This is a genomic window from Photobacterium sp. Hal280, from assembly GCF_037162255.1.
GTDB lineage: Bacteria > Pseudomonadota > Gammaproteobacteria > Enterobacterales > Vibrionaceae > Photobacterium.
Window position 1 is genome coordinate 1,021,468 of sequence record NZ_JARLUO010000005.1, and the last position, 18,789, is coordinate 1,040,256.

At 53.1% G+C, this 18,789-nt stretch carries 12 protein-coding genes and 1 pseudogene; 8 read left to right on the forward strand and 5 right to left on the reverse strand.

The features are described 5' to 3' along the window. Positions 1-34 precede the first annotated feature (34 nt). A complete protein-coding gene (locus P4S53_RS14160; RefSeq protein WP_192014853.1) occupies positions 35-583 on the reverse strand; it encodes a hypothetical protein in 549 nt (182 codons plus the stop codon). Between the two features lie 191 nt (positions 584-774). Next, the gene (locus P4S53_RS14165; protein ID WP_337113141.1) at positions 775-1,767 is read right to left on the reverse strand and encodes a 2-hydroxyacid dehydrogenase; all 993 of its coding nucleotides are present in this window, start codon (positions 1,765-1,767) and stop codon (positions 775-777) included. A gap of 169 nt (positions 1,768-1,936) precedes the next feature. On the opposite strand from P4S53_RS14165, the pseudogene P4S53_RS14175 reads away from it, so the two are divergent. The 4 genes and pseudogenes from P4S53_RS14175 to udp all read left to right on the forward strand — a co-directional run bounded on the left by P4S53_RS14175 (position 1,937) and on the right by udp (position 7,618). Next, positions 1,937-3,255 (forward strand): annotated as a pseudogene (locus P4S53_RS14175) (DUF945 family protein). 160 nt (positions 3,256-3,415) lie between these two features. Beyond that, positions 3,416-3,832 (forward strand): CBS domain-containing protein, encoded by a 417-nt coding sequence (locus tag P4S53_RS14180; RefSeq protein ID WP_337113144.1) that lies wholly within the window; start codon positions 3,416-3,418, stop codon positions 3,830-3,832. Positions 3,833-3,991: 159 nt separating this feature from the next. Beyond that, positions 3,992-6,469 carry a zinc/cadmium/mercury/lead-transporting ATPase gene (locus P4S53_RS14185; protein WP_337113145.1) on the forward strand — a complete coding sequence of 826 codons (2,478 nt, stop codon included), beginning with the start codon at positions 3,992-3,994 and terminating at the stop codon, positions 6,467-6,469. Positions 6,470-6,850: 381 nt separating this feature from the next. Continuing rightward, a complete protein-coding gene (udp, locus tag P4S53_RS14190) occupies positions 6,851-7,618 on the forward strand; it encodes a uridine phosphorylase (RefSeq protein ID WP_337113146.1) in 768 nt (255 codons plus the stop codon). Positions 7,619-7,683: 65 nt separating this feature from the next. Here the strand turns inward: udp and P4S53_RS14195 are convergent, their stop codons facing one another. Continuing rightward, positions 7,684-8,850, reverse strand: a complete 1,167-nt coding sequence (locus tag P4S53_RS14195; protein ID WP_120510428.1) for a Card1-like endonuclease domain-containing protein — start codon at positions 8,848-8,850, stop codon at positions 7,684-7,686. A 305-nt stretch (positions 8,851-9,155) separates the two neighbouring features. Here P4S53_RS14195 and treR point away from each other — a divergent pair, with 305 nt between their 5' ends. The 3 genes from treR (at position 9,156) to treC (ending at position 13,506) form a co-directional block, all read left to right on the forward strand. Next, complete coding sequence (gene treR, locus P4S53_RS14200) at positions 9,156-10,118, forward strand: trehalose operon repressor TreR (protein WP_337113147.1); 963 nt, start codon at positions 9,156-9,158, stop codon at positions 10,116-10,118. 214 nt (positions 10,119-10,332) lie between these two features. Then, on the forward strand, positions 10,333-11,763 hold the full coding sequence (gene treB / locus P4S53_RS14205; protein ID WP_337113148.1) for a PTS trehalose transporter subunit IIBC: 1,431 nt from the start codon (positions 10,333-10,335) through the stop codon (positions 11,761-11,763). Positions 11,764-11,823: 60 nt separating this feature from the next. Beyond that, entirely contained in the window at positions 11,824-13,506 is a 1,683-nt protein-coding gene (gene treC, locus P4S53_RS14210) for an alpha,alpha-phosphotrehalase (protein WP_337113149.1), read from the forward strand. A gap of 83 nt (positions 13,507-13,589) precedes the next feature. Here treC and P4S53_RS14215 read toward each other — a convergent pair whose 3' ends face one another. Both P4S53_RS14215 and yccS read right to left on the reverse strand, forming a co-directional pair. Then, positions 13,590-14,228: a LysE family translocator gene (locus P4S53_RS14215; protein WP_337113150.1), complete on the reverse strand. Its 639-nt coding sequence runs from the start codon at positions 14,226-14,228 to the stop codon at positions 13,590-13,592. A gap of 123 nt (positions 14,229-14,351) precedes the next feature. Then, entirely contained in the window at positions 14,352-16,547 is a 2,196-nt protein-coding gene (yccS, locus tag P4S53_RS14220) for a YccS family putative transporter (RefSeq protein WP_337113151.1), read from the reverse strand. A gap of 142 nt (positions 16,548-16,689) precedes the next feature. Between yccS and helD the strand changes: the two genes are divergently transcribed. Beyond that, positions 16,690-18,789, forward strand: coding sequence for a DNA helicase IV (helD, locus tag P4S53_RS14225; RefSeq protein WP_337113152.1), 2,100 nt, complete (start codon positions 16,690-16,692; stop codon positions 18,787-18,789).

Below are 18,789 nucleotides of genomic sequence, written 5' to 3' on the forward strand. Positions count from 1 at the left end.
GCCGGGCCTCGGTCAATGTCTTATACCGAACCGCTTAGTATTTGAAGCGGGTCGTCAGTAACAGTTGATCGCCGTAAACATCGTTGAAACGACCTTCAGCACCGATTGAAAACAGCTCAGTAGCGTGGAAACGGCCATAAACAGAACCGAACGTTTCTTCGATTTTATGGACGTTAATGTGGCCGAGCTTGGCACCTACTTCAAGTTGCGGGCCTAACCACTGACGAACACCCAGGTTGATTTCCATACCTGTTTTGCCTGTGCTGTCGTTAAACTCGTCTTTGTTCTTGATGTTGCGCGCTTTAAGCTCACCTGTCAGATCGGCCCAGTTGTTAATCGGTGCGTGAAAGCCAACACCTAAGGCAAGATCCCAGTCGCTTTCGAATTCAGAATCGATGCTACCGGTTAAATGGGCATTCGGGTGGATAGATTTGCTGAAACCTGCACCATAGGTTAATGGGCTCAGGCCAATTCGCACTTCTGTATAGTCGTAGCTGAAGTTGCTCATAGTATTAGCTGAATTAGCTTGAGCTGCTGAAGCCAATGATAGTAGCAGGGCACCAGCGATAAACGATTTACGCATGAATCTTCATCCAAAGAACAAAAAATGAATTGGAGCATTTTAATCAACTCGTCCCTGCAATAACAGGTTGGCCTTAGATTAAGTGCCGTATTACGGAGACAATAGCGTAAAAATGCAGCAAAAATCACATAATTGTGATCATTGACAAATTTTTAATCAGCCATTTTATCACAAATATGGATAGAACATTTTTATTGTATTAATTCGTTGCCAGATTTTGTCCCTTGCGCAAAATGATTGAGATTCGACAGCGTAGTGTCGGCGATGTTGGCCAGCGCTTCTTCCGTTAAGAAGGCCTGATGACCGGTGAACAGCACATTGTGGCAGGAAGACAAGCGACGAAAAACGTCATCCTGAATAATGTCGTTGGACTTATCCTCAAAGAATAAGTCTTTTTCATTTTCGTAGACATCCACACCGAGTGAGCCGATTTTCTGACTTTTCAGCGCTTCAATCGCATCTTTCGAATTCAGCAGTTCACCCCGGCTGGTATTGATGATCATCACCCCGTCGCGCATCTTGCTGAATGCATTTGCGTCCAGCATGTGGTAATTCTCTTTGCTCATCGGGCAGTGCAGGGTAATGACGTCCGATTGACGGTAAATCTCATCGAGCGAGGTGTAAGTCGCCCCCAGTTTTATCGCTTCCGGATTTTCATATGGGTCGTGGGCCAGAATGGTCATACCGAGGCCTTTCAGAATGTGCATGGTGGCGATACCGATCCGGCCTGTACCGATAACCCCGACGGTTTTGCCATGAAAGTTAAAACCCGTCAGGCCATCCAATGAAAAGTTGGCATCCCGTGTGCGTTGATATGCACGGTGAATTTTACGGTTAAGACTCAGCATGAGCCCGACAGTATGCTCTGCGATGGCTTGCGGAGAGTAGGCGGGTACCCGAACAATCTGCATACCGTACATTTTGGCGGCATCCACATCCACTTTATCAAAACCGGCACAGCGCATGGCAATGACACGCACGCCCAGAATCGATAAAGTTTCAATCACGGGTTTGCTCAGATCGTCGTTGACAAATGCGCAGACAGCATCATAGCCGTGGGCCAGTTTCGCGGTTTGCAGGTTGAGCTGAATATCAAAGAAACTCAGTTGGTGGCCAAAAAGCGGATTGCTCTTATTAAAAGAAATTTGATCGTATTTTTTGGCGCTGAACACGGCAACTTTCATCACTGCACTCCTTGAATCTGAAATTGTGATCACTTTCCCACAGTGCGCTCCGGCTGACAAGCAGATTAATCACCCGTGATCAGTGATAAAAGTCATTGATCCATAGAGCAAAGATGGTGTTTGTAATACACTCATTGCATTCATCCAGAAATAATCATTGGAAAGAAACATGTTAGGAAAAATAGGTGCAGTTGCCGGTGCGGTCGCCGTGGTGTTGTGCTGGCCATTGGCTGTCGGTCAGATTGGCGAGCGTATTTATCAGGATACAGTGGGGGAGTACAACAGCCCTTATGTTTCTGTCACCACTGAACACTATGAACGTGGTTATCTGACCTCTCATGCTGTATCGAAAATTGCGCTGAAATCCAGCTGGAAAGAAGTTTTCGCCGAGCAGGACTGGCCAACCGAATGGCACATTGCGCATGAGATTCATCATGGCGTCTTTGGGCTGACGTCCAACAGTACGCTGGTGGTTGATGATCAGGTCGCTTCTCAGGTTGAAGCCTGGTGGGGCAGCGATGCGGTGCCTTTAACCTTAACAACGCGCACAGCACTGACAAGAAAACCGATCTGGATCTAACCCTGAATCCTTTTGTGTATAACGATCAGGATGGCAACGCCTTCAAGTCTGAGCCGCTGACGTTTACCGGGACTGTCTCTGCTGACGGAAACGGTCGTTTCAGCTATGCGCTGAAAGATGCGTTATTGCAGACAGTCGCTGATGAAAGCATGCAGGTGTCTGGTGTGACAGGGGGCGGGGAAGGCCGCTGGGACGGACGATTCTGGATCGGTAACCAGCAACTGCAGATCAGCAAGCTGGGCTTTGCCAATCATCAGACCCAAGCGTCCGTGGATCTGGATACCATTCAAGTCGCGTCACTCAATCGCCTGTCAGAAGCTCAGGCAGCGACAGAGGAGAGTCCGGCAGTCAGTGCTCAGTTAACGAACAGCAACCAGCTCAGCATTGCGTCTCTGACCAGTCTGGACGGTAAACAATACCAGACATTCAATGTTGATTTGCTGTTGTCTGATCTCGATTATGACGCGGTAACCCGGCTCAGTGCACTGGGGGATCAGCTGGACGGCGAATTATCTCCTGATCAGGTTCAGGAGATGGCGTTAGCGCTGGATCTGCTGGTTGCCAAAGGGCTGACCGTGAACCTGAAAGATATCAGTGTAGTCGCACCTGAAGGGCCAATAAAAGGCCATGTCCGTCTTACTGTGCAGCCAGGCCTGGCGCGCGCGTCGCAGAATCTGGCCCAAGTGACCAGCAAACTTGATGGGGATATGTATTTTGAGTTTCCGTCCGAGTTGCTGACATTGACCGAAGGGCTGGAGCTTCAAACCGACCGGCTGATTAAGAGCGGTGTGCTGACAATGAAAGAAGACAGAGCATTTATTGCTGTGAAACTGGTGGGCGATAAGGTGATTCTGGGCAATGGCGATCAATTACCTTTGGCTATGTTTATGATGTTGCTTCTTTCTTAAGCGCGCATCATAGGTAACGACAATGAATAAAATAGAACCTATCAATTTAGACATTTGGCTGAAATCGACGACACTTAAAGTATCGGCGCAGGGATAAGCACTCAGATTGACACACTCTGAATCTGCCTGCGGTTATATAAGAAAAATTTCAGGGGGATACATGGAGTCGATTAAAGTCAGAGATTATATGAACACCCGACCGGTAACCTTTGAAGCAGGGATGTCGTTGTCTAAAGCGTTGGACAAGATGCTGTCATCCAAGCAAATTGGCGGACCTGTGGTTGATGAGTACCGCAGAGTGGTGGGCTTTGTGTCTGAACAGGATTTTATTCAGAAGTTACTGAAAGTCGGTTATCACTGCCAGGATACCCACACAGTGGGTGATGTCATGCGAACGGATGTGCTGACAGTCAATCCGGAGACCAGCATTATTGCCCTTGCTGAAACCATGTCCGGGCAAAAACCTAAGTTGTATCCGGTTGTGGAAGGCGGGAGACTGGTCGGTATTATTACCCGCCGCAATGTGCTTTCCGCCATCAGTGATCAAATTGGTGATTGCTTTAAGCACCCGGTGTAACGCGATTTGTACAGGCGCTGCTCAGCGCCTTTCTTTTTGAGATCTGTATTCATCCATTCATTCAATGATTGCGAGCTGTATTTAGTGCTTGACCTTGGAGGTAACTCCAAGGTTTATATTGATACAGAAGCCCACTGTGATTGAATAAGGAAGAACAGTATGTGTCATCAATGCCATAATAAAAAACCGCACATCCATACAATCAAACCTGCCAATACAGGCAGCAGTGTCCGTGTCGAGCAAGGCGCAACGACAGCATCTGCGACAGGTGGTCTGTCTGCTTCTGTGTCGGCAAGTTGTTGTGAGGGAGCGTGCGACTCAGGAGGCAGTGAAGAGAGCGACCCCGCCAGGCCGCGAGCGTTATTGTCAACACAGCCCAGTAGCGGTAAGCCGGCCCTCTTGTCCGGTATTCAACAATTAACCCCTCTTTCGGCGCCGTCAGGCACTGCTGTCACGTCACCCGATGTGACTATCCCCAGCGACTCCCATCTGACAGCTTCACAGCCAAAAGGTGATGGCTCTCAGCAACGTAACGAGCCAACGGCTGCTGCGCGCTTTAGCTGGCACGTGCAGGGCATGGATTGTCCGAGCTGTGCTGCCAAGCTCGAAAAAGCCATTCTGGCGATCGAGGGTGTCGACCAGGCCTCAGTGATCTTTGCGACAGAGAAATTGGTGGTCGCCGGCATCACATCACACATGATGTCTGAGGTAGAAGCCACCGCCAAAGCAACGGGTTTCCCTTTGCGTCGGCCGCAACAGCGTAAGGATGCCCCGGCTCCGGGATTCATGCAGACGTATGGCATGCTCGCGCTGACAGCCGCGCTGGTTTTTGTGTCTTATGTCATCTCCACTCAGTCTGACACGTTAGGACTGATTGCATTCTCAGCCACCACGCTGGTGGGCTTGACTCCGATTATTGGCAAAGCCATCAAACTTGCTAAAAACGGCTCACCATTCTCCATTGAAACTCTGATGAGCGTGGCTGCTGTCGGTGCGCTCTATCTGGGCGAAACGGCCGAAGCGGCGATGGTGTTATTGCTGTTTCTCATTGGTGAACAACTGGAAGGCTATGCGTCTGCCCGTGCCCGCAGCGGGGTAAAAGCCCTTATGGCGCTGGTGCCGGAGACGGCGATGCGTGTCGACACCAACGGCCAGGTACGCGAAGTGGCCGCCGCTCAGCTCCGGCCCGGCGATGTGATTGAAGTGGCACCGGGCGCCCGGCTACCGGCGGATGCCCTATTGCTTGATAAGGCAGCCAGCTTTGATGAAAGTGCATTAACCGGCGAATCGGTTCCGGTAGAGCGTTTTGCGGGAGAGCGTATTCTTGCCGGTTCACTGTCAGCCGATCACCTGGTGCGGGTCAAAGTTGAGTCTAAGCAGGGTGAAAATGCCATCGACCGCATACTGCACCTGATTGAAAACGCAGAAGCCAGTAAAGCCCCGATAGAACGTTTTATCGATCGCTTCAGCCGCTGGTACACCCCTGCGATGATTGTTCTGGCGACGCTGATTGTGCTGGTGCCAACTGTGATTTTTGGCCTGTCCTGGGATGAATGGCTGTATAAAGGACTGACATTGCTTCTGATTGCCTGCCCATGTGCTCTGGTGATCTCAACCCCGGCGGCTATAACCTCGGGACTGGCAGCCGCGGCGCGTCGCGGAGCCCTGATTAAGGGCGGTGCGGCCCTGGAGCAATTAGGCCAGACGCAGGTGGTCGCGTTTGATAAAACAGGCACTTTAACCCAGGGTAAACCGCGGGTAACCGATGTGCTCGTCTGGCAAGGCGATCAAGCAAGGCTGCTGAGCGAGGCCGCCGCAATAGAAACCGGATCGCTGCATCCGCTGGCGCAGGCTGTGATCGACAAAGCGCGCCAGCAGGGTCTGGCGGTGCCGCATGCTGAAAACCGCAAAGCATTGCCTGGGCGCGGGATTCAGGGTGTGGTTGCTGGCACTGTCATCCACCTTCTCGCCACCGATCGTCTTGACGATCCCGGCCGGATTACCCAATCCCAGCAGGCTGACATCGACAGCCTGAGCGATGAGGGCAAAACCCTGGTTGTGGTGCTGCGTGATAACGTGCCGGTCGGACTGATCGCCTGGCGGGATAATCTGCGTGAAGATGCCTTGGTGGCGGTCGACAGACTCAAAGCGTTAGGCATTCGCAGTGTGATGTTAACCGGTGATAACTTGCGGGCTGCCAAGGCGATCGCTTCTGAGGTCGGTGTCGATTTTCGGGCCAGCCTGCTGCCTGAAGATAAAGTGACCGAAGTCGCTCAGTGGAGCCGTGACTATAAAGTGGCCATGGTGGGCGACGGCATTAATGATGCGCCGGCGATGAAAATGGCCAGTGTCGGCATCGCAATGGGAAGCGGCACGGACGTGGCACTGGAAACCGCCGATGCAGCACTGACCCATAATCGGCTGAATGAATTACCGGATATGATTGCTTTGTCGCGAATGACGCTGGCCAATATCCGTCAGAATATCAGCCTGGCCCTGGGCCTGAAGCTGATCTTCCTGCTGACCACTCTGCTGGGCTGGACAGGGCTTTGGGTTGCCGTACTGGCAGACAGCGGTGCCACAGCCCTGGTGACTGTGAATGCGCTGCGATTGCTGCGGTTTAAGCCGGATGCATAATTTGTCGCGGGGTCAGCGCTCCGGCTGAGGCAGGGCTACAATCAGAAGGCTTAAGCGCTGGCTTGAGCCTTTTCTTTGTGCAGCGCCTTTATGAGGCAACAGAGAACATTGAGTGCTCAGGTTAAGCTCAAGAGCAGGCTGATGCCCTTTGTCAGGTGAAAGCGTATTGGCTCCTGGAAGGTAAATCACGTTGCATATTAATGTGATCTATGATCTGTTTTAATGAATCTGTTGCATTTACATATACCCTTAATGTGATGTTAATCACCCATATCACGGCGGTGATGAGCTAAGGTTAGCGGGTATTCGAGAGTTCAAGTTGTTGAATAAGATCCCATAATAGGCCGCCACAAAGCAGGCCACACAATGAAGGATAGAATTATGTCTGAGACCGCGGTATTCCATCTGGGTGTTACGAAAGCTGATCTTCAGGGCGCTGAAATTGCCATTATTCCCGGAGACCCGGCACGCGTTGAAAAAATCGCCAATCTGATGGATGAGCCTGAGTTTTTAAACAGTGCCCGTGAGTACACGCTGTACCGTGCAAAGCTGGATGGTCAGTCTGTGGTGGTCTGTTCAACCGGTATCGGTGGCCCATCGACCTCAATTGCTGTTGAAGAGCTGGCTCAGCTGGGTGTGCGTACTTTCCTGCGTGTCGGCACAACAGGTGCGATTCAGCCGCATATCAATGTGGGTGACATGATCGTGACCACTGGCTCTGTGCGTCTGGACGGTGCCAGCCTGCATTTTGCACCCATGGAATTCCCGGCAGTGGCTGACTTCGAAGTGGCGACGGCAATGAAGGAAGCGTGTGACGCGGAAAACACTGGAGTGCACACTGGTGTGACTGCCTCCAGCGATACTTTCTATCCGGGGCAGGAGCGCTACGACACCTTCTCCGGCCGCGTGGTGCGCCGTTTTCAGGGGTCAATGAAAGAATGGCAGGACATGGGCGTGCTGAATTTTGAAATGGAATCAGCCACCTTACTGACCATGTGCGCAAGCTCAGGTCTGCGTGCCGGCTGTGTGGCGGGTGTGATCATCAACCGGACTCAGAAAGAGACGCCAGATCACGCGACGCTGAAAGAAACAGAAGCACGTGCAATCCGTGTGGTTGTCGACGCTGCTCGTCGCATGCTGAACAAGTAATTCATTGCCAGCAACAAAAAAACCGATGCTTGTGCATCGGTTTTTTTATGTCTGCACAAAGGCGGTTACAGCAGTCGGTTGGCCTGGCCGCCGGCCGCTTTGAACCAGGTGTGGAGGTGTTGCTCAAGCTCACCCAGCTGTTCGGGGCCGATAATCGCCAGTCCTAAATCTTCAGCTCGGATGAGATCATGATGACGAAGCGGACGGAAGCTGACCAGCATGGCACGTGCCTGCAGACCGCCTAATAAATCGCGCAGGGATTCCAGTTTGTACAGGGTATCATCGCCATCATCCCGCATGCCTTTGGTTTTACACTCAATGATATGCAGTTTGTTATTCACGACAGTCGCCACATCCAGCTCATTGCGTACTTCCCGATCGCCAATCTGACGATACACCTGAACGCCCAGCGAATGATCCTGTATGGTTGGCAGCTTGCTTTGAATGGCTCTGACGGTACTGTGAACCAGGTTCTCCAGCCATTCACCGTTGGCGAAGCGGCGGGCTTCTTCGTGTTTGAATGTCAGAATGCCATTGTCATAGTTCGCCAGGCCCGTTTCCTGCAAGTCATTGATCAGCAAAGCCAGTTCTTTATAGCCTTGCTGTTTGTCGCTCAGCGCCACATCCAGCTTTTGTTCCTTGCGGCAGGTCGTCGCCAGATAGTTCAGTGTTGCCAGCCCGGGGCCAAGCTCCAGCGCTGAGCTTGCCCAACGCTGGCCCAGATCCCAGAGTTGCTGGTTCAGCGCTTCCGGTACGCTTGTTTCAGGCAACTCGGCGCGTGCGCCGAAGATCGTCAGGTAATCGGTGAGCTGGATACGGTCTTCAACCTGTTGCTGCTCCCGGCCGGCAGGATATAGCCAGCACATCTCATCACTGTAGGGTTCAATGACATAAATCGGCCATTGGTAGCTCCTGAACACCTCATAGGCAGACAGCAGGCGGTGGCGAAGGCCGCAGCTGGCATTAAACCAAACTTCACTGTCGGACTCTTTTAAACGGGTTGCCAGTTCATTCAGTCTCTGGCGAAGGGTTTTAATATTGATGGAGTCGGGAATGGTGAAAAATTCAGTCTCAATATCGCGGGGTATCAGTATCGAGCTCAGGCGGTCATAGGTTTCCTGCTGCGCTTCTGTGCCGATAAATATCATCTTTCCGGCTGGGACACCGTGGTCTAAAAGGGAAGTGATCAGTCTGACCGGGTCCTGATCGATAATGCCAACATGAGTAATCATAATTATCCTTGAGTACTTCGGCTGATACCGGCATAAAACCGAAAGCCAGAAACGGCCGAGACCAGAAAGTGAGTAAGTATTTATTTTATATGGGTGCATGGAAAACTTATTTCAAGCACTTAAAGAAAGTATCGGATATCTCAACCGTTTTTGTTGGCGCATTGTCAATTCGGTGCATTTTTTGTGTGAGGGGATGTTGCGCGATAAAGGCATTGCATTTGTCCCTAAGACTGTGACAATACAGCGTTTATACAGGCTGTGAACCTGAAGCCCTTTTCCCGGGGACGTATTGAACTGAGGGCGCTATGACCAAAAAACCGGCACAAAAACTGACTATTCTCGATATCGCTAAACTGGCAGGCGTGGGTAAATCGACCGTCTCCAGAGTGCTGACACACGACCCGCGTGTGAAACCGGCAACACGAGAAAAAGTGGAGCAGGTGATCCTTGAATCTGGCTATGTGCCGTCCAAGTCAGCCCAGTCAATGCGTGGTGGTCACAGCAGGGTCATTGGGATTCTTGTGTCGCGGCTGGATTCTCCGTCAGAAAATAAAGCGGTGCGCGGTATTCTGGAAGTCATTTACGCGGCTGGTTATGATGCCGTGATCATGGAAAGTCAGTTTTGTACCGATAAAACCCGCGAGCACATTGCGGTCCTGGAAAAGCGTAATGTCGACGGCGTCATCGTCTTTGGTTTCTCCGGGTTCGACTGCGCTGTTCTGGACAGCTTTACACAGCGTGCCGTTGTGATTGCGGTTGATACCGATGCTGTCTCATCTGTCAGTTACGACAACAAGGGGATGATTTCCCTGGCGATGGCTCAGTTCACCGGCCAGGGCCTCAAACAGATCAGCTATATTGGTGTTGATCCTGCCGACCGGACAACCGGCCGGTTGCGCCTGGACGCTTATCTGGACGCCTGCGAGCAACAGCACATTGAGCCTTGTTATCAAACCGGCGAGCTCAGCTATGACAGTGCTTATGCATTAACAGATGCTGTACTTTCTGCTCAGACCCAGGCCATTGTCTGTGCCAGTGATACGCTGGCGATGGGGGTGGCGAAAAGACTGCAGGAGTTAAACCGGGCCGATGTGCTGGTATCGGGTGTCGGGGCGACAGATCTGCTGCAGTTTATGTTTCCCAACACCTTCAGCGTCGATCCCGGATATTTTGACGCGGGTCAGCGCGCCGCCGATCTGCTGCTACAGCATCTTCGCCAGAGTGCGGATATCACCCACCTGGTGCAACGTTCCTGCCTGCCATTCTGACTCCGTGCCTGAGAGTTCAGGCACATATTCCTTGTTTAACGTCTATTCTGATTAAAATGACACGCTTCGTGAGCTGAAACACAAAATGGGAACATTCCCATTTCCAATGTTTTCTTTCAGGTTCATCATTGTTCCTGTTGGTTGGGAACATTCCCAAAAATGCATAAAACAAGAACAACATCCTGTGTACCTTACGACTGAGACGGATATTGGCATGAGTAAAATAGAGAAGCAGCAGATAGAACAGCTGGTCGCCAGAATAGGCGGCGAGGCAAACATCGTCAGTGTCAGTCACTGCCTGACCCGGTTGCGGTTTGTATTGAAAGACCCGAAAGCGGCGAGTGTGCCGGAACTGGAAGCTATTCCCATGGTGAAAGGCTGTTTTACCAACGCCGGACAATTTCAGGTGGTGATCGGCACCGAAGTTGACCAGGTGTACAAGCAGCTCAACGCGATGCTGGGGGATAAAGCAGTCAGTAAAGACGAGGCAAAAGTCGCCGCCCGCCAGAATATGAGCTTGCTGGAGCGCGGTATCTCTCACCTGGCTGAAATTTTTGTTCCCCTGTTACCCGCGATCATCACCGGCGGTCTGATCCTCGGTTTCAGAAACGTCATCGGCGATATCACGATGTTTGATGGCCAGACCCTCACGCAGATCAGCCCGTTCTGGGCGCAGGTGCATGCATTTCTATGGTTGATCGGGGAAGCGATTTTCTTCTTCCTGCCTGTGGGTGTGTGCTGGTCAACCGTAAAAAAACTGGGCGGCACACCCATTTTGGGCATCGTACTGGGGATCACCCTGGTGTCGCCGCAATTGATGAATGCCTATCTGATCGGCAAGCAAGTGCCTGAAGTGTGGGATTTCGGCTGGTTTGTGATTGAGAAAGTGGGCTATCAGGCTCAGGTGATCCCCGCCATGCTGGCCGGTATTGCGTTAGCCTTTATTGAAACCAATCTCAGACGCATTATCCCGGATTATTTGTACCTGGTGATCGTTCCCTTCATTTCGCTGGTCACGGCGGTTGTCCTGGCCCATGCACTGATCGGTCCGTTCGGACGCATGCTGGGCGACGGTGTGGCCTATGTTGCGAAAGCGGCCATGACAGGCGATTTTGCGATTCTCGGGGCGGTCTTATTTGGCTTCCTGTACGCCCCGCTGGTGATTACCGGGATTCACCACACCACCAACGCCGTGGATTTGCAGCTGATGCAGGACATGGGCGGCACGCCCATCTGGCCCTTGATTGCGCTGTCTAATATTGCTCAGGCATCTGCGGTGGTGGGCATTATCATTATCAGCAAGAAAGAAAATGAGCGTGAGATTTCCGTACCCGCCGCGATTTCAGCTTATCTGGGGGTGACGGAACCGGCCATGTACGGGATTAACCTCAAATATAAATTCCCTATGCTGTGTGCCATGACAGGTTCAGCGCTGGCTGCCGCGATTTGCGGCGCCGCCGGTGTGATGGCCAACGGTATTGGCGTTGGTGGTCTGCCCGGGATTCTGTCCATTCAGCCTCAGTACTGGCTGATCTACCTGCTGGCGATGCTGGTGGCGATCCTGGTACCGCTGGTGCTGACAATTGTGATGTACAAGCGTGCCGCCGCGAAAGGCAAACTCGAACAGCAGCCGCAAGCCGCGTAATGGCAATCACCTTCAACGGCAGTGTTTCGGCTGCCGTTTTTTCTCTACAGGTTAACGAACATGACGAACACAGCGCAGCCCTGGTGGCGAACAGCGACGGTTTATCAAATCTATCCCAAGAGTTTTGCCGACAGCGGCAACACAGGCACGGGCGATCTGAAAGGCATTACGCAACGTCTGGATTACCTTCAGACGCTGGGGGTGGATGCAATCTGGCTGACTCCTGTCTATGCCTCACCCATGGTGGACAACGGTTACGATATTTCCGATTACTACAGCATCAACCCGGATTTCGGCACCATGGAAGATTTCGATCGCCTGCTGGATGCTGCCCGCCAGCGGGGCATTCGCATCATCATGGACATCGTGGTCAATCATACCTCGACGGAGCATGCCTGGTTTCAGCAGGCGCTGGCGGATAAGCACAGCCCGTACCGCGATTACTATATCTGGCACGATGCCGTGGATGGCGGCGAACCGAATAACTGGCAGTCAAAATTTGGCGGCAATGCCTGGCAATGGCATGAACCGACCCAGCAGTATTACCTGCATCTGTTTGCCAAAGAGCAGGCCGACCTGAACTGGGAAAACCCGCAAGTGCGCGAGGAAGTAAAACAGGTGATCCGCTTCTGGGCCGAAAAAGGGGTGGACGGTTTTCGCCTGGATGTCATCAACCTGATCTCCAAACAGCAGGACTTCCCGAACGACGACGCAGGCGACGGCCGGCGTTTTTATACCGACGGGCCGAAAGTGCACCAATACCTTCAGGAGATCAGTGCGGATGTGTTTCAGCAGTATGGCTCGGTCACTGTGGGGGAAATGTCGTCGACCACCCTGGCACATTGCCAGCAGTATTCCGCGCAGGGCGGCAAAGAGCTGTCGATGGTGTTTAACTTTCATCACCTGAAAGTGGACTATCCGAATGGCGAAAAATGGAAACTGGCGCCGATGGATTTTCTGGCACTGAAACAGCTGTTCAGTCACTGGCAGCAGGGGTTGCATGACAAAGGCTGGGGCGCCTTGTTCTGGTGTAACCATGATCAGCCCCGGGTCGTGAGCCGGTTCGGCGATGATGGGGTCTACCGCGAACTCTCAGCCAAAATGCTCGCCACGTCGCTGCATATGATGCAGGGCACTCCTTATGTGTATCAGGGGGAAGAGCTGGGCATGACCAATCCCGGCTTCTCGGATATTGCTCAGTATCGTGATGTGGAAAGCATCAATATGTACCGGATTCTGACCCAGGAGCAGGGGCTCAGCGAACGGGATGCGCTGGCGATCCTGGCCGAGCGTTCGCGGGATAATTCACGCACTCCGATGCAGTGGGACAGCCGTCCCCATGCCGGCTTTACCCAGGGGACCCCCTGGATTGATGTTGCTGCGAACTATCCGGTGATTAATGCGGCGCAGGCGGTGGCCGATCCGGGTTCCGTGTTCCACTATTACCGGCAGCTGATTGCACTGCGTAAGAAAATCAGTGTGATAGCAGACGGCGATTACACGGATTTATTACCGGACGATCAGGCGCTGCATGTGTATCGCAGGCAGTGCGATGGGCAAGTCCTGATCTGCCTGAATAACTACAGTGCCGACAGAGTAGCGTTTGATGTGAGCGACTTGTCTGATCTGCCCGTCAGCCGCGGGGAAACCTTGCTGGCGAACTATGACGATGAAGAAGCCGGCGAGATCAGCCTGAGCGGCAGGCTGCGGCCTTTTGAAAGCCGGATCTGGCTTTTTACCTGATCCGCAGTGATCTGAAATGCATGGCCTCACTGGGAACAGGAGGCCATTTTTATGAGGTCTGTGAACTGTCAGAAGGTGGTGCGTTACACCTGCGGCAACTGAGCAATCAGCAGCCAGATGGCCAGCACGATGAAGATGCAGCCCATGAATTTATTCTGGTTCGCCCGGAAGCTTGGGTTATTCAGTAATGGCCGTCCAAGGGTGCCCGCCAGCACGACCAGCAGCAGATTAAACGTCAGCCCCATAATGTTCAGCAGCAAACCCAGCGCCAGCATCTGCTCACCTGAGCTGGCTTCAATCTGGCTGGAAACAAACTGAGGCAGAAACAGGACAAAGAACACCAGGGCCTTTGGGTTAAGCAGGTTACTGACCACGGCTCGGCGATACAGCGCCCGGGCCAGTCCATTTTGCCTGCCAACGGTGGGGGAGTCAGCCGGAGTGCTGCGCAGGCAGTCCCAGCCCATCTTGAGCAGGTACGCACCGCCCAGAAAACGCAGTGCCTCCAGTGCGAGGGGATTCATGGCGATGAGTGCAGAAACCCCCATCGCAGCCAAGACGGTCAGTACCAGTCCGGACGTGGCATTGCCCAGGCTGGCAAACAGGCCGACGCGTTTGCCGTAACTCAGGCTTGAGCTGGCAATCAGCAGCATATCCGGACCGGGTACCAGCAACAGGGCAACCACCGCGGTGAGATATAAGGGCAGTGTCGTAAAATCAATCATGGTCTGTGAGTGTAAATCAGGAAAGTCAGAAAGGCGGGATTCTATACCATCTCAGGCATAAATGAAGAAAATATATGCCTGAGGTGGTGTGATTGACTGATTTTTTATCAGTGAAAGGTGGAGTTATCTGGTTTTCTGTGCTGGTTCAGAGTCGCTGGTCAGCTGCGTTCTGGCGGCCAGTTTGTTGGCCAGTGAATAGAGCTCCGGCATCATGCGCTGGATCAGAAACAGCTGCTGCAGGATCAGGCGCACGGACTGATCATCCCCTTCCCGCCAGGCAGCCAGTGCCTGCTCAAGGCTGCTGTCCGATTCCGGCGGCGGCGCACATTGCTTGTCGGCCAGTTGCTGGGCCAACGTATCAAGCTGAACATGGAGCTGGCTGTGCGCCTGTGCAATTAACTTGTGGGTTTTGTGCTCATCGATTTGCGTACGATGCGCACCTAAGGTCGAGATGTAATTGAGCATCGCATGATTGAGGGTCAGAAAACGAAAGCACTCTTCAATGGCCAGGCGGTAGCGTCCCGGCTCTGCCAGCATATTGCTGATGGCGGTACTGAGCTGGGCGTCGGTATTGTGGGCTTCGCGGCGGGCCACGCGGTAACTCAGGCTGTCTTTTTTACCGATCCGGTATTGCCCGATGATCTGTGCCAGATAGTCGCGGTTGGTCGTCACCGCAGCCGCCATGATTTTATGTAAGCGGCGCGCCTGCCAGTCCGGCAGAATATAGACCACCGCCAGTACGGCCAGCAGACAGCCCAGCAAGGTATCGCCCAAACGGGGCAGCACCACCGCAAACCCGGCCCCCAGCTGGTTAAAACAAAACAGCACCAGCAGCGTGATAAACCCTGTCGCCAGGGTGTATTTGTGGTTACGCAGCACGAAAAAGGCCACCCCCGCCAGTACCATTAAGACCAGCTGGCCTTCCTGGCCGGGAAACAGATACAGCAGCGGCAGACCGACCAGCAGGCCACCGAGCGTCCCGATGATCCGCTGCGTCAGCTTCTGGCGTGTGGCACTGAAATTGGGCTGACAGACAAAGAGTGTGGTCAGCAAAATCCAGTATCCGTGCTGCAGGTCCAGCACTTGAATGACGCCGTAACCTATCGTCAGCGCCGTGGCGATACGTACCGCATGGCGAAACAGCTGGCTGTCGGTGTGCAGTTGGCTTTTCACCCGTTGCCATAAACCGGACACAGTATGGGCTTCTGAATCGGCCAGTTCAGTATCTTCCTGCGCTTCAGTTACATCAGGATTATTCAGGTTGGCGAGCTGACGTTCAATGGTCGCAAGGTTGTTGAACAGATAGTCGAGCTGAGTCAGGAAAGCGCGCCACTCGGGATTATTCTGCGATTGAAGAAAGCTGAGAGATTCTTTCAGCTCGTCCAGCGCCAGACTGTTATCCAGGCTGTGCCGGTAATAATGACCCATGGCCAGGCTGCTGCTGATATTGCGGCATGCCGTTGCCTGCTGCTGCATCAGATCCTGAAAACGGAACAAAATGTCACTGCGACGAAATGCCGCGGCCAGATCCTGATAACGCTGGTGAGAGGAGCTGATCCGCTCATGAATATCCTGCGCATGGAAGTACAGGCTGAGAAAGCGATGGCCTCGCTGGTTATGCTGCACCCGCTTCACCCGGTTCAGCAGCGTCTGCTTGGCCTGATTGAGTGCCGACACCACTCTGGCGTTGCTGGCTGCAGCTTGAATACGCAGTTGTTGCGGATCAAGGTTGTCGACCGGGCGGAACCAGCGGCTTTTATCATCCAGATAATCGGCCAGGGCAGTAAAGACACGGGCCAGACTGTGCTGCACTGCCTGATTCGGCCAAAGCATCTGCCACAAGAGCGACAGCAGGCCATAGCCAATGGCACCGCTCAGCAGTAAGGCGGGCTGAAACCACAAATTCTGGCTGCTCTCGGCACCCAGCATGGTATAGATAGCCAGCAGCAGGGAGGCAAAGGCGATGTTGGCATACCGGGTGCCCATCGCGCCCAGCATCATGAAAGCAAAGCTGGATGAGAACAGCCCGATGGCAAAAAGCACCGGGTAATCGAACAGTAACTCAACCGACAGCGAGGCAATCAGGAAACACAGCAAGGTCATTGCCAGTGCTTTCAGTCTGCCTGTCAGGTTGTCATCGGTTTCCGCCAGCGCGGCTGCAATGATCCCCAGCACCAGTGGGGTGACAGCCGTGGTGGCATTCAGATACCAGCAGGGTACGACAGCGCCTATCAAGGCTAACGCGACGCGGGCACTGAGGTGAAGGCGGTCTTTTGCCCAGTAACGTCGAAAAGTAGTCTGCAGAGAAAATTTTGTCATCGGGTATCCGGTCGGTGCTGATCATAAACAGGGTTGTTCATTGAAGCAGCGGGCATTTTTGTCTCAAATTTTACGTAAATAAATCGCTTACCGCTATGGTCTGTGCGCAGTTCTTGATAATCTTCTCGCTGAGTGAATCAAGGTGTCAGGTAACACAATGCGATTAACGGCCAATTGGCTCGCACAATGGTTAGTGCAGGGCGACTATTGCAGTATCGAGCTGGATGAAGAACAGGTTGTTCTGGAAAGCCTGCAAAACAGTGAAGTCCTGTCATTTGATGACTGGGACGGTTCAGTGACGCTGCACCGCGGGGTGTTGTGGGGCGCGATGGAACTGACCTCGGCAGATCAGACGGCAAGCTGGACTGTGCATGGCTTGCCCTGGCAGGAGTGTCAGGCTTTTGCCGGCCATCTGGTGGACACTTACCGCCAATGGGCCAAAGGGCGGGTGGAAAAGCTCGATGCCCACCTGCCGCAGATGCTGTCACGCATCGACGCTTTTATTACCCAGCCTGGCTATAAGCGCCGCTCGGATCACCTGAACCTGCAATCTTCCCTGCATAACGCCTTATCAGAGACCGGTTTGACCGATGAGCTGGCCGCTTCTTTCCGCCCCATGGCGTTTGAGCAGATATCCCCCTGGCTTGATGACAACGCGCAGTGGGTGACAGACACCAATGCTGCCTGGATGCAGGAAGAAACCGAAAAGTGGTCGTCCTGGTTCGACCGGATTGAATCGTCACCGCTCAATGATTCTCAGCGGCAGGCGGTGCTGCTGAATCAGGATCACAATCTGATTCTGGCCGGGGCCGGCTCAGGCAAAACCAGTGTGCTGGTGGCCCGCGCCGGTTATCTGCTGGCGAGCCAGCAAGCCCAGCCGGACGATATTCTGATGTTAGCCTTTGGCCGCAAAGCGGCGGAAGAAATGAGCGAGCGGCTGAAAGACAAAGTCGGCCGGGAGATCCGGGTTGCGACCTTCCACAGCCTGGGCTGCCAGATCATTCAGGCGGTTGAAGGTGAGTTACCGGGTGTGTCGCCGTTAGTCCAGGATGAGCATGCCCGGAATGAATGGTTGTCTGCGCTGCTTAAAGATCAGTGGCAGAACGAGACGGCGGCTAAGCGCTGGCAAAAGCACCTGACCCAGTGGCGTATACCGGGTTTTCGGGGCGACAATTCCATCGAAGAGCAGGCGCGCAGCGAACCTTTGCTGAACTGGGTGTGGCGCCATATTGAACTGATGGGCCAGCAGGGCGGCAACAAAGCAGAATTATCAGCCATGGTTGACAGTGCCATGGGCAGTGGTGATAAAGCTCAGATGAAAAGCGAGCTGGCCCTGCTGTGGCCGTGTTACAAAGTGTACAGTCAGCACCTGAAAGCCAATCGCCAGATTGATTTTAATACCATGATCCAGACCGCCACTGAGTATGTCAGACAAGGTAAATTCATTCCGCAGTGGCGCTTTGTCATGGTCGATGAGTATCAGGATATTTCGCCACACCGGCTGGCGCTGATCGATGCCATTTGCCAGACACCGGGGACGGATAACTTAACACCCAGTCTGTATGCCGTTGGTGATGACTGGCAGGCGATATACCGCTTTGCCGGCGCCGATGTCAATCTGACCACAGGGTTTGAGCAGCGTTTCGGCGCCAGCCATGTCATGGAACTCGACACCACTTATCGTTTCAACAACATGATTGGTGAAGTGGCCAATATGTTTATTCAGCAAAATCCGCAGCAGCTGAAAAAGTCGCTGGTCAGTGTGAAAAAGCAGAAGCGAAAAGCGGTAACATTGCTGGCACAGGATCTGCTGGAACAGGAGCTGGTACAGCTCGCTTCTAAAGTGAAAAAAGAAGCCAGCGTGCTGCTGCTGGGACGCAATCATGATCAGCGACCTGAAAAGCTGGCCGACTGGCAGAACCAGTGGCCTCAGCTGAATCTGCAGTTCATGACCTGCCATGCCAGCAAGGGCCGTGAAGCTGATTTTGTGTTTGTGCTCAATGTGAACCGCGGCGTGTTTCCGGCTCAGGACCGGGACAGGGGACTGCTGGCTTGTCTGCAGTCAGGCGGTCACGAAGGCATGGCTGATGCGGAAGAGCGTCGTTTGTTTTATGTCGCGATGACAAGGGCAAAAGAGCATGTCTGGATTTGCGCCAACCCGGAAACCCTCTCACCGTTCGTGAATGAACTGATTGAAGACAGGTATCAGGTTAATAATAAAATCAAAAAAATGAAGCGCTGA